Source organism: Halobaculum sp. MBLA0143 (assembly GCF_041361465.1).
Classification (GTDB): Archaea; Halobacteriota; Halobacteria; order Halobacteriales; family Haloferacaceae; genus JAHENP01.
On record NZ_JBGKAC010000002.1, the window covers coordinates 179,774 to 194,762 of the forward strand.

The window sequence follows — 14,989 nt, forward strand, 5'->3', positions numbered from 1 at the left end:
CCGTCGCAGAGCCGAACTACTCCCGGTGGTGCTCGTCGATCCGGTAGTCCACTCCGTCTAGACTTCGACAGTAGCCGTGGACGGCGTCACGACCGCTGGCTCCTCACCTCGTCGCCCCCTCGGCGGCGTCAACCGACGGAACCGACAGCCGGAGGACGGTGCCACCCTCCCCCGGTCGCGTGACAGTGAGTTCACCCTCGCTCGCGTCGGTGATCCAGGCGACGAGCCAGAGACCGATCCCGCGGCCGTGTTCCAGTTGGCTCTCTGCCCCGCTGTCGATCACCTGGGTCTCGTGTCTCGGAACGCCCGGCCCGTCGTCGGCGACGGTGACGGCCCCGGTCGCGTCCGTCGCGGTCACGGTAACTCTCACCGTCGGCGCGTCGCCGGCGTGGGTCGCGGCGTTCTCCAGCACCTCGCCGACGGCCAACGGGAGACGTTCGTGGGCGATCACGGTCGGCGGATCGTCCGGCTCGACTGCCACCGTCAGATCGACGTCGGGGAACTCCTCGCCGACGGCGGCTGCCTGCTTGCGAACGATCCGTTCTAGGTCGAACCGTGTCCGGTTCTCGTTCGTCGTGCTGTCGACGAGTTCCTGGGCGGTCCGGGCCTTCCGGCTCCGGCGTTGGAGCTTGTCGGCCGTCGACACTGCGGCGGCCGCGTACTCTGTGACGGTCGTGTCGTCGACGGCTCGCTCGATCTGTTCGAGGTACGCTCGCACGACGGACACGTCGTTGCGGACGTTGTGTCGGAGGAACCGGTTGAGCACCGCCATCTGCTCGCGTCGCCGCGACGCCTCGATGTCGACGTAGATCACGTAGCCCGTCCCGGTCTGTGTCGGTGCGTCCGGCCGACCCGGAACCGTCCGGACGAGGAACCGCCGCGTCCCGTCGGCCGTCTGGCGGTCGACTCGCCGCTCTGCCCGCTCGCCACGGCGTGCCGCCGTCCACTCCGGTGGTCTCGTCTCGTCCGTGCCGCCGGCTCCCGGGCCTCGAAGCGTGTCGTCGCTCCCACGCCCCTGTGACTCGTCGACCGTCCCACCGCCGACCACGGCCTCCAACGGCGCTCCGACGACGGTCTCGACGGTCGTGTCGAACTGAGACAACAGTGCGGCGTTCACCTCGTCCACGACGGGCACCCCCTCGCGGACCTCGTACCGGAGCGTCGGATCGGGGACGTTCTCGAACAGGACGGCGAACTCGTCGGCTTCGCGGCGCGCCCGGTCCCGGGCGGTGACTCGCTGTAGCACACACTCCGCCTGCGAGCAGACGACCCGCACCGCCGACAGGGCCGCCGTCCCGTACGCTCCCGGCTCCGTCGACAGCAGTTGGAGCCCACGGTCGTCGTCGACGGGCGCGGTCAGCGCAGCCCGGAACCGGCCGGGGTCGCGCCCGGTCTCGGTCGTCGTCAGATCGTCCGTCACCTCGGCTTCGCCACGTCGGAGCACTCGTCCGGCCACGCCCGCGTCGCCGGACAGCGCCGGTCCCGTGTGGAGTTCGTCGGCCGCCGTCGCCAACGGCTGGAGCCGCCCGTCCCCTCGCTCGTAGACGACCGCCGCGTCGAAGTCGACGACCGTGTCCAGCGACTCCACGAGTGTCCAGGCGACCGCCGTCTCGTCTTCGCAGTCGGCCAACTGGCTCGTCACCGTCGCCAGCCCGTCGACCCGTTCGTCCGGTCCCGTCACGTCTCGTCGTAGATGTCAGTCTGGCCGTACATCGGTGTTGTGGCAGTCAGACGAGCGGATCGAGGAGTCGTCGACCCTCGTCGTCCCAGTACACCTGGCCGTCGTAGACGACCGGCACGCTGGACTTCACGACTCCCTCGCGGAGTGCCCGCGACGACAGCGGCGTGTCCACGGGTACCCCTCCGAGTGTGATCGTCCCCGGCGCACGGGCGCGCTGGAGGATCAGGTGGCCGCCCTGTCGCTGCAGCCCGACGAGCTCCCCGTCGCCGGTGTCGTCGCCGTCGTACCAGTAGGCCGACGGGAACTGTTCGGACGGCACCCGGAGCTGGCGGAACGGGTCGCCGACGACGCGAGCGTCCGCGCCGGCGGTGCCGTAGCGACGTGCCAGCCAGACGGCGTCGCCGACGCGGGCACGGGCCATCAGCCAGCGGACAGTGTCGACACCCAGGGGGGCGTTCGTCCCGTCGTCGGTACGGACGACCGCCGCCGCGACGCGGTCGGTTGCGACGAGCTGGCTCCCGACCGACAGTGACGACGGCGCGTCGAGCACGACCACCTCGGCGACGGTCTCCGGGAGCTGCTCGACCGGAATCGTCCCCTCGGGACACACGAGCCCGTCCGGCGGCTCGGTGTCGGCGCAGTAGAGCAGGTCCGGTGGTTCGTCGAGTGCCCCTCGGAGCTGCGCCCGTGTCGGTGGCGACGGGTACGTGACGGTGACACCGGAGTCGTCGACGTCGAGCCGCTCGCGGACGGTCGCGTCCGTCCGGTCATCGGCGACGACCACCTGGAGCGGTCCGTCCGTCGCTCGCTCGAACTGACGGAGCGCCCCGGGGGTGGCCTCGTGCGCCCCCGGCGTCTCCGTCACGACCCGACAGCCGACGCGGGTGTCTTCGGGCCCGGTGGCGGGCGGTGCCGACGGCGGGGCGGTCGCGTCACCGGCCGAGCCGCCGACGGCCGGGTCGGCCCCGTCGTCGTCGGTGACGAACACCTTGGTGAGACCGAACGCCAGTCGGGGCATCGCCGGGACGCTCTCGACCGTCGGCGGAACGACGGCGCCAGCCTGCCAGCGTGGGAACAGCTCCGCGACGGCCGAGTAGCCCGTCTCGAAGTACGCCGCCAGCCGTGCCGCCGGGCTGGCCTCGTACAGTGCCTCCGTGTCGAGGTCGACTCCGGCGTCGCGGATCCGTTCTGTGATCGCCAGGTCGACGCCGTGTGGCCCCCCGTTCCGGACGAGACAGTCCAGCCAGAACACCCGTTCCAACACGCTCCCGACAGCCGCAGACACGCTCCTCGGCTGCAGTGTGGTGTCGTCGAGTCCGTCGCCCGTCTCCGCAGGTGTGTTGTCGTCGCCCAGTCTGTGCTCGAAGTCGGCAGCAGGCGCCCGGACGACGGGGGTGTCGCGGTCGGCCACCCGGAGGTCGGCACAGAGGTAGTGGACGAGCGGGGCGACGACGAGCAGGGCGTCGATCCGACGGGGGGCGACCACCTCGATCCCGGTGTCGGGGACGCGCTCGGCGACGTCGTCGGGGATCACCGTCTCCTCGCCGATCTCGATTCGCGGGGGGTGGATCTGGAGACTCGGGAACGAGCGGTCGGGGGTGGCCGTTCGGAGCCCGGCCGGCAGCGTGGCGAGCGCCCGAGCGACGCCCGTCGGCGTCGGCGCGGCCGTGACGGCCCCTCGCGGGTGGTCTGCGGTGTCTCGAACGGCCAACTGCACCCGCGTCGGACGCTCGAAGCCGACGACCCACGACCCCCCCGGGCGGTCGACCACCTTCGCGGCCGCCTCGAACTCGAGGTACAGCGACAGCGACTCCCGTTGGAAGGCCAGTCGGTACCTCGCGGCCGGCAACGACACCGTGTCCGAGAGGGTGTAGCCCGCGGCCGTCAGGACCGTCCGCCCGCCGAGGTGTGTCTCCAGGTCGACGTCCGGCGAGGTGACCACGGGAACGCCTGTCGGCGCCCGAACCCGGGTGAGCGAGCCGGAGACGACCTCGTCGACCGGAACCGTCTCGGCCACGCCCGGCGTCTCGGTCGCCTCCGCCGACCGCCAGCCGTCCACGTCGAGGACGAGCGAGTCGCCACTCTCGCTCTCGATCCTGATCGCCGAGTCACCGGCCTCGATGACTGTCATCGATCTCTCCTAAGAATACTGTCGAAATATGCTTTTTGACAAGCAACCATCTCTCAGTAAGGATACGAGAGTGGCGTGGCGTCGCGACACTCGTCGACCCCCGCCACCGCCGTTACTCGCCTCCGTCCCGAGGGAACACGCGTACAGTAGACCCCTGGCCAGGTTCACTGCCGACCCGAGCGACAGCGGCAGTCTCACGCCCATCGGGCGGGGCCCGAACGGATTTCGGCGGCGGCGGCTCGGTGTCCCCGTCTGCGGGTGAACGGTCGTCCGCCTCCGTCGGAGTTCTGCGGAGTCGACACTGTGGAGACCTCGCTCTACAGGTAGGCAAGGCGAGTGCCTCGGGGCTTGCCCCCGAGGTACTTCACACACTCCGTCGTGGCGTGACGAGCGGTCTCGGGAGAGTTCAACAGAGCTAATTGTCCCACGGGAGGTGGTTCTCACGATGCCCTCCGACAGCCTCGAGCGATCACGCGAAGTGCTCGACGTTGTAGAGCAGTACCTGCGACGGGAGCGTCCGCTGAGTGCACTCGTCGTCGTGCTCGCGGTGTCCGCGTTCGTCGGCACGTACCTCGTGACCTCACTCCTCCCGGCGGCCGTCGTCGGCGTCGGCCTGGCCGTCGTTGCACGAGCCCCGGTACTCCGGTCCGAGGGGACAGTTCGACTCCGGACGGACGAGGACCCGGAGGCGGTCGTCGACGAGTTCACCGGGGCGACGCCACCCGTGCTCGCACTCCAGTGGGGTGTCGCCGACGAAATCACCACAGACGACGGTGTGGCGACGTACTCCGTCTCGTACCTCTTCGGACTGCAGTCCGCCGACGTGGTCGTCCACACGCGGACCGACACCGCACCGAACGGAGACCGCTTGGTCGAGTCGGAGGTCAGCATAAACGACCGGCCCTGGGCGACGTACCGTTCGACGGTCAGTGACACGGACGGACACACTGTCGTCGAGGTGGAGTACACCTCGAATCGGCGGTTCGGTCTCCGACGTGTCCCACAGCAACGAGTCGCACACCGGTACCGCGACGACGCGCTCGAAGCACAGGGGTACAGCGTCGTCGAGCGAGACACACACTTCGGCCTCTGAGTGTGCCGTCGACGGCTCCCCCCCTCTCTCGCCCACACCGCCCGCCCTCACCGTCCCCCACTTCACTCGCCCACATCATCCGCCTTCGTCGCCCGCCCGTTCGTCCGCCTCTTCGTCCGCCCACATCGTCCGCCCTCGAAGTGGGGTCCGAGTCCGTAGTGACGGACGACCTCCCGGCAGACTGGCTCGAACGCTCTCCTCCCGACGGCGACCGGTGGTAACAGGCTCCGAGTTCGGTCGCACTCGCCCGAGAGGCACGACAGAGCGTGGACAACGGCGTGTTAGGCTTCGTGGAAGAAGCGACCGTGGAAGCCGAAGGGTTCGACGTGTGGGAGTGACGCGTCGGCGAGGAGGTCGAGCGTGTCGGCGTCGAAGACGAGGAGGCGCGTCTCCTCCGCGTGGCTGTCGAGCGCCGGCGCGACGACGACACCGTCGTCTTCGGCGTCGGCTCCCGGCCGCCGTACGGGGACGGGCTCTTCGAGGAAGACACCGTCTTCCCACCACTCCCGTGTCCGACCGGTCTCGACGTCGAGTTTCACCAGTCCGTTCCCGCCCTCACGGTCCGTCGCCTGCGCGTACGCGTACCGGTACTCACGGCCGACGACGTCCTGGGCGACCCGAGGGAGTTCCACGCCGACCGGGTGGAGCACCGATCGGTCGACGCTGTCGTACCGGAGGTCGAGACGGTACCGGACGGGACGACCGTCCGGGATGTCGACGTCCGAGGGGTCGCCGTCGAGCGTGTCGATCCGCATCGCGTCGACGATGCTGGGGTCGGGGAACTCGACGAGGTCCAAAACGACCTCGTCACCTGTCGTGTACGCGTTGATGTGGTGGAAGACGAAGACGGGCGGAAGCGTGGACTCGGAGACGAGCGTACCGGTCTCGCGGTCGACGACGAGGACGCGCGCGTCCCGCTCCGGCTGCCAGTCGAGGATGTCGAGGATACCCTCGGCGAACGGGCTCAGCGCACGGCGGATCGGCATGACGAGCGGTGTCTCGACGAGGACGACGTGGTCGGTCGTGATGCTGCAGTCGTGGATGTACCCGGGGCCATCCGCCGCGATCGACGCGATTCGTTCTCTCGAGCGACACTCCGGGTCGAGTCGGTAGACGTGGTACTCGGGGGTACGACCGAACTCGGTCGTGAAGCCGAACCAGGCGCCGGTCTCGGGGTCGGGAGTGAGGTGAGCGGCGGCGACGTGTTCGCCGAGGTCGTCGTCGAACTCGAAGCTCCCCTCGGTCTCGAGCGTCTCGGGATCGAACGCGACGCGACGGGGTGCCTCCGTGAGCGCGACACACTCGCCGTCGAACCGGGCGACGTGGACGTTGGCGTTGTCCGTAATCTTCGGTGGGCCGAGTGCTCGCAGCCACGACAGGACCTTCCCGACGCCCGTCCGGCCGGTGCCGAACTGTCCGGAGAGGGTGCCGTCCATCGCGTCCGTGTAGGCCTCCGTGCGGAGGAAGCGATTCGAGTACGAGAGCGTCCCGTCGTCGAAGGAGTACCGTCGGAGCATCGCGAGCCCGTCGAACCAGTGGCCGAGTCGCTCGTCGCCGACGTCGAACAGCCCCGGACCGTTCCGAACGAGCGTTCCCGACACCCACGAAGGGACATCCCCCTCGACCGTGGGACGGTGGTCCGTCACCTCCGTCGCGAGCGACCGAAACCCGACTCCGTAACCGTGCCCCATACAAATCGTAGACGACGACAGTGTATCAATCTATTGAACTGTCGGTACGATGGGGAGTACCCACCGTCGGTGTGTGAGGGCCGTCACCCCACCGATCCGTGTCTCCCGCAGACGGTCTCCTCCGAGCTCCCCGTATCTCTGGTGTCAGTTCGGACGGGTCGTCTCGCCGAGCACCACGAACGACGGTCCCGGCACTCCTCGATCTCACGGGTCGAGGCTCGGAGAGAACGACTGGTCGCGGGCCACGACGGTCTCGGGGGTGAACTCGACGAACGCCCAGCGCTCGTCGTCGAGGTCGGCGAACCGTAAGTCCCACTCGTCGGTCTCCTCGCCCAGGTACCGCCGGAGGAGACGGAACGTCCGCCCCTCCTCCAACGGCGAGAGTTCGGCGTGACCGCGCATCCCGACGTGTTCGACCCGGCCAGTCCGGACGTCGAAGTCGACGACCGCGACGGCAGTCTCGGAACGCCGTTCGACTCGCCGGGTGTACGACTTCCCCACCGTGTCGCCGAGACACCAGATCCGGCCGTTCTCCCAGAGGTACCACAGCGGCGAGACACGGGGCTCGCCGTCGGCGACCTGGCCGAGGAAACAGAACAACGGGCGGTCGAGAAACGCCTCGAGCGACACGTCGAGGGTGTCTTCGAGTAGTTCCACACGTGGGTGGCACGCCGACTGGAGAAAGACCCTTCGGAGAGCCACTGACGTCGGCGAGAGCGGCCGACCCCGACAACCCCTGTCCACTGAGAGTCCGACAGACGGGTCGAGCGACGCCGACCAGTCACCTCCCGGGGCGAACACACCGGTGGGAACCGTCGAGCGCAACGCTTTTGATTGATCGATCAATCAATAGAGGCATGAGCGACGAGTCGACGGGGACGCGCGAGGCGATCCTGGCGGCGACCCGGGCCGCGCTGCGCGAACACGGCTACGACGAACTGTCGATGGCGAAGGTGGCCGCGGAGTTCGACGGCAGCCAGTCGTTGATCCACTACCACTTCGACGACCGCGAGGGGCTGCTCGCGGCGTTTCTCGCACGACGGCGCGAGCGGTTCGAGGCGTCGTCGTCCGAGCTGCCGGCCGACCCGGACGAGCGGTTGGAACGGCTGGTCGAAGAGAGAATCGCCGGCCTCGACGAGCCGGAGGCGGCCTCGTCGATCGAGGGCTACCTCGGGCTGCACGGTGCAGCGCTCGACAGCGAGCCGATCCGCCGGGAGTTGGCGGCGTTAGACGACGCGTTGTTCGAGGCGTTTCGGGAGACGATCGCCCGAGGAGTCGAGACGGGGGCGTTCCGCGAGTGTGATCCGGCGACCGTAGCCCGGGTGTTGGTGGCCGGCCACGACAGCGCGTTCCTCCGGGTGACGGTCGACGACTCCCCCGCGGCAGTGCGGGACGCGTTGGAAGACACCCTGTTGGCGAGTCTCCGTGAGGGTGATCGACAGTGACTGCCGGCTGGAGCGTGCTCCTCGGGCTGGTCGTCGCCCTCGGAGGTGACTGGGCAGTCGGGAAGCTCAGTGGGTGGGTGACACCCTCCGACCGGTCCGGCGACGACGACACGGTGACGCTGAACCTCACGAAGTGGCTCGGGCTCGTCCCGATGCTGGCGTGGGTGTTCGCCGTCGAAGGCGCCGGCCTCGGGTCGTTGACCGGGACCCGACTGCCGCCGCTCGCGCTGGTGGCCGTCGTGGCCGGAGGAGTGGTGGTGACGTTCACCGCCAGTGCGGTGATCCAACGGGTGACGAGCGCGTTCGGTATCGACGGCGTCGCGGCCGGCGGGACGATCCAGGAGCTGAGCGACCGGTCGACGGCTGGGATTCTCCTCACGGCGGTCACCGCCGGCGTGACGGAGGAACTGCTGTTCCGGGGGTTCCTCGTCGAACGACTCGTCTCGCTGACCGGGAGTCACCTGCTCGCGGGGGCCGTCTCGGTCGTCGTGTTCGGCGCAGTCCACTACAGGGGGTGGGGTCTGGAGGAGACAGTCGAGATCACCATGCAGGGTGCGGTGTTGGTCGGGATCTATCTGCTCGTCCCGTCGGTGGTAGCCCTGATCGCGATCCACGCGCTCCACGACGGCCTCGGGCTCCTGCTCGCTCGCCGAGCCGTGACGGACGACCGGACGGAGTCTGCAGCCGCCGCCGAGTCGTGATCCGCGGCGCGTCCGTCACCGTTCGACGGACGGGTGAGTTCGACGGACGGATGAGTTCGACTCGACAACGGGTCCGTCTGGAACCCACCTGTTTTCGCACGTAGAGAACGTAGTCACGGAATACTTGTACCTGGGCGTGGCCGGTGGATTCGATGTCCGGACAGATCGACACGACGGCAGCAGTGACCCCGGAGGCGTTGGCCCGTCTCCCGACGTTCGTCAGTCGACGGGTGTCGCCCGACGGCGAAGAGTTCGCGTTCTACCACGACCGAACCGGCCGGATGGAGCTGTACGTGGCGCCCGCCGACACGGCGACGGACCCCGACCAGTGGACCCAGCTGAGCGACGGGAACGTCCCGCGGAACCCGACCGGCGCCGTCTCGTACGGCCCGGACGGGCGAGAGCTGTTCTTCCACCGCGACGACGACGGCGACGAGCAGACGGACGTGTACAGACTCACTCGGGACGGGAACGCGACGCCGGTGGTCGAGACGGACGGCCAGACACTCCTCTTGGATGTCGCCAGCGACGGGTGTCTGGTGTACGCCTCCGACCACGGTGAGCAGTTGAACCTCTACACGTTCGACCCCGCGGCCGACGAGTCGACGCAGCTGACGACGTTCGACCTACCGGTCGCGCCGCGTGGTGCCCCGCTCGGCCCCGACGAGCGACGGGTCGCGTGTGCGGCCAACGAGTCCGACGACCTCCAGAACCAGGACGTGTACGTCGTCGACCGGGACACCGGCGACTGCCGTCGGCTCGACGTCGGTCGGGAGGGCGCAGAGGCGAGCGTCGCCGACTGGTTCCCGGACGGCGAGCGACTACTCGTCGACGACGACACCACGGACGCCGCTCGGATCGGCGTGTACGACCTCGAGACCGACACCGTGGACTGGCTGAGCGACGGCACGGAGGTGGTGAACGCCGCCGCCGTCCTGCCCGGCGGCGAGCGGGTTCTCGGCATCCGAACGCGTCGTGCCGCCGAGGTGCCAGTCGTCTACGACGTCGAGACGGGCGAGAGCCACGAACTCGACGTGCCCGAGGGGGTCGTCTCGCTCGCCGGCACGCCCGACCAGACGTTCCTCGACGACTCGACTGTCGTCCTCGACGTGACGACCGGAGACCGTCGGAGCGAACTCGTCGCGTACGACCTCGCGACCGACGAGCGACGGACGGTGCTGCCGGCCGACTACGGCGACGTCGACCCGGAGGTGTTCGTCTCCCCGGAGTACGTCCGCTACGAGTCCGAGGACGGCACGGAGATCGGCGGGTTGTTGTACGAGACGCCGGTCGCCGACGGCGCCGCGCCGGCTGTCGTGAAGGTCCACGGCGGACCGCCGGCACAGGCGCAACACGGGTTCGACACCTACGCACAGGTGCTCGTGAGCCAGGGGTACACCGTACTCCGGCCGAACTACCGTGGGTCGACCGGCCGCGGCCGGGAGTTCAAGAACGCCATCGACGGCGACTGGGGCGGGATGGAACAGGTCGACGTCCGGCGTGGGGCCGAGTGGCTCGCGGCCGAGTGCGACGTCGACCCCGACCGGATCGCCGTGTTCGGCGGATCGTTCGGCGGGTACTCCGCCTACTGCCAGCTCACGATGCACCCCGAGCCGTGGGCCGCCGGCGTCGCCTGGATCGGAATGACCGACCTCCCGGGACTGTACGAGGAGTCGATGCCGCACTTCAAGTCGACGCTGGAGCGGTACCTCGGCGACCCCGAGGACAACGAGGCGTTCTACCGCGAACGGTCGCCGCTCACCCACGTCGAGAACGTCGAGGCCCCGATCGGGATCCTCCACGGCGTCAACGACCCTCGGTGTCCGATCTCGCAGGCCCGACAGTTCCGAGACGCACTCGAAGACCGCGGGTGGAGCGACCCGGAGGACTTCGCCTACCACGAACTCGGCGAGGAGGGACACGGGTCCGTCGACCAGGAACAGCGACTCCGTGCGCTCGAACACGTGACAGAGTTCCTCGACGAACGCCTCTGAGTCGAGCGAAAGACGAGAACAACCGGTGGAGATCGGGAATACCATCTCCGAGCTTCCGCCTCGAGAGGGTGGGACGACTCCAGCAGACGGCCCGACGCCGGACGGTGAGGGGTGGCTCGCCGTCGCTCGTGGTAGCTTCTCGGCGGTGACGTGGCGCCTCGGCGGTCACCACCTGGAAGTCGGTCGTCACGCTCCCGCTCGCCTCGCTCGAGTTAGTCCGCGTCAGACGGGGAGTCCGACCCGAGTCCGAGCGGCCACACGTCGCCCGGAGGCTCCACGATCAGGAGTGCGAGCGACGAGACGGCGACCATCGCTCCGCCGACGGCGACGGACGTGATTCTCGGTGGCGTACTGGAGGATCGTCCATCGACCGGCTAGAGGCGTCCGAACGACGACAGTCCGACCGGCAGTATCGCTCGCAGGACCGACCACCCGACAGTCACAGGAGATCCTCCAGTCCACCGGCCTCGTCAGTCAGCGATCCGGTCTCCTCGAACTCGAACGTCGACGGGTCGAGCTCACCGACGTACACCACTCCGTCGGCGGTAGTGACGACGGCGTGGTCGTGGTCTGTGACGACCACGCTCCCACCGCCCTTGATCTCGACGACACGGTCGGCCACCCTGTCGACGCCCGGGCCATCGATCAGTCGCCGGCCGGCCGTGCCGGACTCGAAGGCGCGACCGTCTGTGTCGACACTGAACTGGTACCCTTCGACACGTCCCGGGAAGGAGTCGCCCGGCTCGAGTCCGGGGAACGGTCCGGTCGGGATCGGGCCGTCGCCGGGCTGTGGTCGTTCCTCTGGGGTCGCCGGTCGGACGGCCTCCGAGAACGGTGTCTGTGGGTCCCACTCGCCGGCCGCCCAGTCGCCGTCCGTGTCCCAGATCTGGTGGCGAACCTCCGCACCCGCGAGCTGGCTGTCCCAGTCGTACGATTCGAAGATGTTCTCGTCGACAGTGTCGCGGGCGTACAGGACGAACAACCGAGCGACGTCCGTCGGGTCGTCGCCGGCCCGGAGAACACGCCCGAACGTCTGGATTCGCTCGCGGACGCTCCCGGACGAGACCCTGACGATTCCCACATCGGCACCGGGCACGTCGACCCCTTCGACGAGCGCCTTCACACTGAGCATCGTGTTGGCGAACCCATCGTCGTCGAACCACTCGATTGCAAGCTCGTTCCAGGCGTCGTTCCGGTGGCCAGAGTGGTACATGACGGGCTTGTAGTCGGCGTCGAAGAACAGCGACTCGAGTTCTCGATCCACCCGTTCGAGCCCGGGGTAGCGGTCGTACAACTGCTGACGCTGTGCTCCGTCCGTTACCTCCCCCGTCCGCGGGTTTCGGCCGCGTTGCTCCGCGGGCGCGACCATCCGCTCTAACTGTTCGATCCGTTCCTGGAAGACGATACTCTGTGCGTCGGTCTCGATACCCCGTCGGAGGAGTGCGAGCGTGGCTGCCTGTCGACCGACGGCGTCCGCGACGAGGTCGCGCCGCTGTTGTGTGTACCGGAAGAAGTCGGAGATAGCGGGCGTCGGCCGGTCACTGTGTTCGGCAATCGCCGTGAGCTGGCGTGCGAACGGCCCCGACAGTTCGTACAGTCGGTCGGCGTACCGGCGTCTGATCTCCGTCACGGCGTCCGACACCTGCTCGGAGAGTCGTTCGTACGCCGTTCGCTCCGCGTCCGTCAGGTCGAACCCGACGTAGTCGACGCGAAACTCCGAGACGAGCTGTCGGTCGACCGCCTCCGTGTACGTCAGATCGTAGTACACGTCACCGAGTGCGGCGACTAACCGCTCGTCTGCGGGCGTCAGTTCGTCGCTCCCGGGGTCGGACAGTGGCGTCGCAGACAGTCCGAGCGAGGCGGTCCGCGGAACGTCGAAGACGCCCGAGAAGGTGTCTCCCGTGTAACGGTGACACTCGTCTGCGACGAGGAGGTGCTCGGACGGGTCGCGCTCGGCGACCGTCTCCGACAGGAAGCCGTCGGAGACTGCCGAGTTGACGATCGTGACGAGAACACGCGTGTCGCCGTCGAACTCGTCTTTGTGACCGCCGCCGGCCCAGCCGACGGCGTCCACCGGCACGTTCAGCGTGCCGGTCAGCTCCTCTATCCACTGCCGCATCAGGACCCGCGTTGGGACGACGACAGTCACGACGGCGTCGTCGGTGCGTTCGAGGAACCGTTGGATCACCGCCAACGCCATCACGGTCTTACCGGCACCGGTGACGACTCGCGCGATTCCACGTCGTGGGTCGCCGTCGGCACCGTCGAACCACCGGTCTGCCGCCTCGCGCTGCCAGTCGTAGAGTTCGAACTCCGACGGGAAGCTGTACGCCGCTCGGGAGGCATCGACCCAGTTGTCTAGGTCTGCCCGCGAGAGTCCGGCACCCGCAGCCGCGACCGTCCGTCTGGTCTCTTCGGGGGTGTCGGCCGCGACGGCCGTCTCCAGCGTGTCGAGTGCGAGCCCGCTCAGCTCCGACTCGTCGATATCCGGTGTCGTCTCGGCGAGTTCCACTCGAAGCTCTCGGCGACGGTTCTCGACGGTCACGTACCGTTCGTCGCGTTCGAGCCGCGGGACAGACGGATCACGGCCGTCGAGTCCATCCGCGAGGTAGTCTCGTCTGAACGTGTCGAACAGCGACCGGTGTCGCCCGTGCCCGCCGCACTCCCGGTAGAGGTAGTACTTCGCCAGGTCTCGCTTGACACGGTCGGAGGGTGGGTTCGTCTTCGGGCCCTCCCGGCGGAGCCACCGGCGAAACGCGGGCAGGAGGTCGACGTTCCGGAGACGACCGGCCCAGGTCTCTGGCTGTGCGGCGACGTAGCCGTCTTCGGTCTCGCGGACAGCCCCGAGCGCACACGCCAGCGTCGGGTAGCCACGCAGCCCTTCGTCGTTGAAGCCGTAGTCGTGGTCACGTTCGAGACGCTGCCGGAGCGTCTCGGTCGGCAGTGGCTCGTCGGCGTTCCGGAGCACCCGGTGGAGCGACCGGAGCCCGTCGATTCCCTCGGGGAACTCGCCGGCGATCACCCAGGTCCGAACTAGTCCGTACCAGAGGAACGTCTCGAGGTCCGTCTCGCCAGCGTGGTAGTCGTGCCCGAACTGCCAGAGGCCGATTCCGTCGTCGTCACGGAGAACGCCCAGTTGGACGAACGTCGAGACCGTCCGACGGAGGTACGCCTCCGAGTAACGGTCACCGTCGGGGTCACGGAGTCGGTCGCGGGCTCGTTCGGTGAACGCCGCCCGGTCGAGGTCACCCTCCGTCTCGACGGCGAGATCCACCAGCGTGTCGACCCGTCGACGAACTCTGACGACCCCGAACAGTGGGGGCGGGAAGCGCCGTGTCACGCTCTCACCACGCTTCGGGGTCGTCGTCGGGAGACTCCGTCGGATCGTCGTCGGCCGAGCCGGTGTCCACGCTCTGCCGGTCGGCGTCCGTCTCCGTGGTCGAGCCGAGCGATCCCGCCCACGACTCCAGGCTGGCACGCTCCGAGTCCGACAGCGGGTCGGTGAGCGAGCGACTCTCGCCGACCTCCAGTGGCGTCTCGGGCAGTGTCCCGACGTACACCGGGAGCATCTCGACGCCTCGCTCGCGTCGAAGCGTGATCACGTTCTCGACGACACGCGGGAGGTCGGCAATCTGCCGTCGGGCTCGGTCCGGGTCCGGTGGCTCGGAGACGAGCGTGATCACGTCGTTCCACGGAGTGACACGGAACGACCCTCCGTCTGGCTTCAGTCGTCGTAGAGTCGCCCGGAGCGACTCCGGGGGTGTCGTCTCGACTGGGTGGCGGCGGTGATCGTCACCACTCTGCCACCAGACTCGGTCACCGGCGAAGGAGAACTTCGCGCCGTCGTACACCGACGGCCAGAGGTCGCCCGACGAGAGTCCGTCCGGACGCACTGGGATGGCGTACTCCGGATCCGTCGAAGGGACGAGTTTCCCCGACAGCTCCAGTTCACCGACGTAACGGTCCTCGTACTCGTCGTCGACGGCCACCCGGGTGACGACGGCGTTCCCCTCTGTGACCCTGACGCGCCCGCCGAGTCGGTCGACCGAGAGGAGCCGGTCGACGAGTCCCGTCGGCGTCGGTTCGAGGTGGAGGCGTTCTGTCCCCTGGTACGGCTGCCACCACACCTCGCCGTCCGCGTTGGTCTGGAGTCGGTAGCCCCGGTAGTGGTCCGGCCAAAGGTCACCGGTGTCGAGAGCTGCGCGAGTGTCGACCACGATAACTCGAACCCACGCGCCCCGTCGTATAAGCTG

The 14,989-nt window shown here is 68.6% G+C and carries 10 protein-coding genes; 4 read left to right on the plus strand and 6 right to left on the minus strand.

The window, feature by feature from the left end:
* Positions 1–103 precede the first annotated feature (103 nt).
* Together RYH79_RS16315 and RYH79_RS16320 are read right to left on the minus strand one after the other, a co-directional pair.
* The gene (locus RYH79_RS16315; RefSeq protein ID WP_370901282.1) at positions 104–1,681 is read right to left on the minus strand and encodes a sensor histidine kinase; all 1,578 of its coding nucleotides are present in this window, start codon (positions 1,679–1,681) and stop codon (positions 104–106) included.
* 46 nt (positions 1,682–1,727) lie between these two features.
* A complete protein-coding gene (locus tag RYH79_RS16320; RefSeq protein ID WP_370901284.1) occupies positions 1,728–3,812 on the minus strand; it encodes a hypothetical protein in 2,085 nt (694 codons plus the stop codon).
* A gap of 445 nt (positions 3,813–4,257) precedes the next feature.
* Between RYH79_RS16320 and RYH79_RS16325 the strand changes: the two genes are divergently transcribed.
* Complete coding sequence (locus tag RYH79_RS16325; RefSeq protein ID WP_370901286.1) at positions 4,258–4,905, plus strand: hypothetical protein; 648 nt, start codon at positions 4,258–4,260, stop codon at positions 4,903–4,905.
* Between the two features lie 281 nt (positions 4,906–5,186).
* On the opposite strand, the gene RYH79_RS16330 is transcribed toward RYH79_RS16325, so the two are convergent.
* Together RYH79_RS16330 and RYH79_RS16335 are read right to left on the minus strand one after the other, a co-directional pair.
* Positions 5,187–6,596, minus strand: coding sequence for a carotenoid oxygenase family protein (locus tag RYH79_RS16330; protein WP_370901288.1), 1,410 nt, complete (start codon positions 6,594–6,596; stop codon positions 5,187–5,189).
* 204 nt (positions 6,597–6,800) lie between these two features.
* Positions 6,801–7,253 carry a pyridoxamine 5'-phosphate oxidase family protein gene (locus tag RYH79_RS16335; protein WP_370901290.1) on the minus strand — a complete coding sequence of 151 codons (453 nt, stop codon included), beginning with the start codon at positions 7,251–7,253 and terminating at the stop codon, positions 6,801–6,803.
* A gap of 200 nt (positions 7,254–7,453) precedes the next feature.
* Between RYH79_RS16335 and RYH79_RS16340 the strand changes: the two genes are divergently transcribed.
* From RYH79_RS16340 to RYH79_RS16350, 3 genes are all read left to right on the plus strand, one after another.
* Entirely contained in the window at positions 7,454–8,041 is a 588-nt protein-coding gene (locus RYH79_RS16340; RefSeq protein WP_370901292.1) for a TetR/AcrR family transcriptional regulator, read from the plus strand.
* Complete coding sequence (locus tag RYH79_RS16345) at positions 8,038–8,742, plus strand: CPBP family intramembrane glutamic endopeptidase (RefSeq protein WP_370901294.1); 705 nt, start codon at positions 8,038–8,040, stop codon at positions 8,740–8,742. Before RYH79_RS16340 ends, RYH79_RS16345 begins: the two co-directional genes overlap by 4 nt.
* Positions 8,743–8,894: 152 nt before the next feature.
* A complete protein-coding gene (locus RYH79_RS16350; protein WP_370901296.1) occupies positions 8,895–10,736 on the plus strand; it encodes a S9 family peptidase in 1,842 nt (613 codons plus the stop codon).
* 439 nt (positions 10,737–11,175) lie between these two features.
* On the opposite strand, the gene RYH79_RS16355 is transcribed toward RYH79_RS16350, so the two are convergent.
* Complete coding sequence (locus tag RYH79_RS16355; RefSeq protein WP_370901298.1) at positions 11,176–14,076, minus strand: DEAD/DEAH box helicase; 2,901 nt, start codon at positions 14,074–14,076, stop codon at positions 11,176–11,178.
* A 4-nt stretch (positions 14,077–14,080) separates the two neighbouring features.
* Positions 14,081–14,953 (minus strand): hypothetical protein, encoded by an 873-nt coding sequence (locus tag RYH79_RS16360; RefSeq protein WP_370901300.1) that lies wholly within the window; start codon positions 14,951–14,953, stop codon positions 14,081–14,083.
* Between the last annotated feature and the right edge of the window lie 36 nt (positions 14,954–14,989).

Excerpts from the sequence above, each read along its gene's own strand:
- RYH79_RS16320 (WP_370901284.1), bottom strand. The coding sequence starts at position 3,812 with ATGACAGTCATCGAGGCCGGTGACTCGGCGATCAGGATCGAGAGCGAG.
- RYH79_RS16325 (WP_370901286.1), top strand. The coding sequence starts at position 4,258 with ATGCCCTCCGACAGCCTCGAGCGATCACGCGAAGTGCTCGACGTTGTA.
- RYH79_RS16330 (WP_370901288.1), bottom strand. The coding sequence starts at position 6,596 with ATGGGGCACGGTTACGGAGTCGGGTTTCGGTCGCTCGCGACGGAGGTG.
- RYH79_RS16340 (WP_370901292.1), top strand. The coding sequence starts at position 7,454 with ATGAGCGACGAGTCGACGGGGACGCGCGAGGCGATCCTGGCGGCGACC.
- RYH79_RS16350 (WP_370901296.1), top strand. The coding sequence starts at position 8,895 with ATGTCCGGACAGATCGACACGACGGCAGCAGTGACCCCGGAGGCGTTG.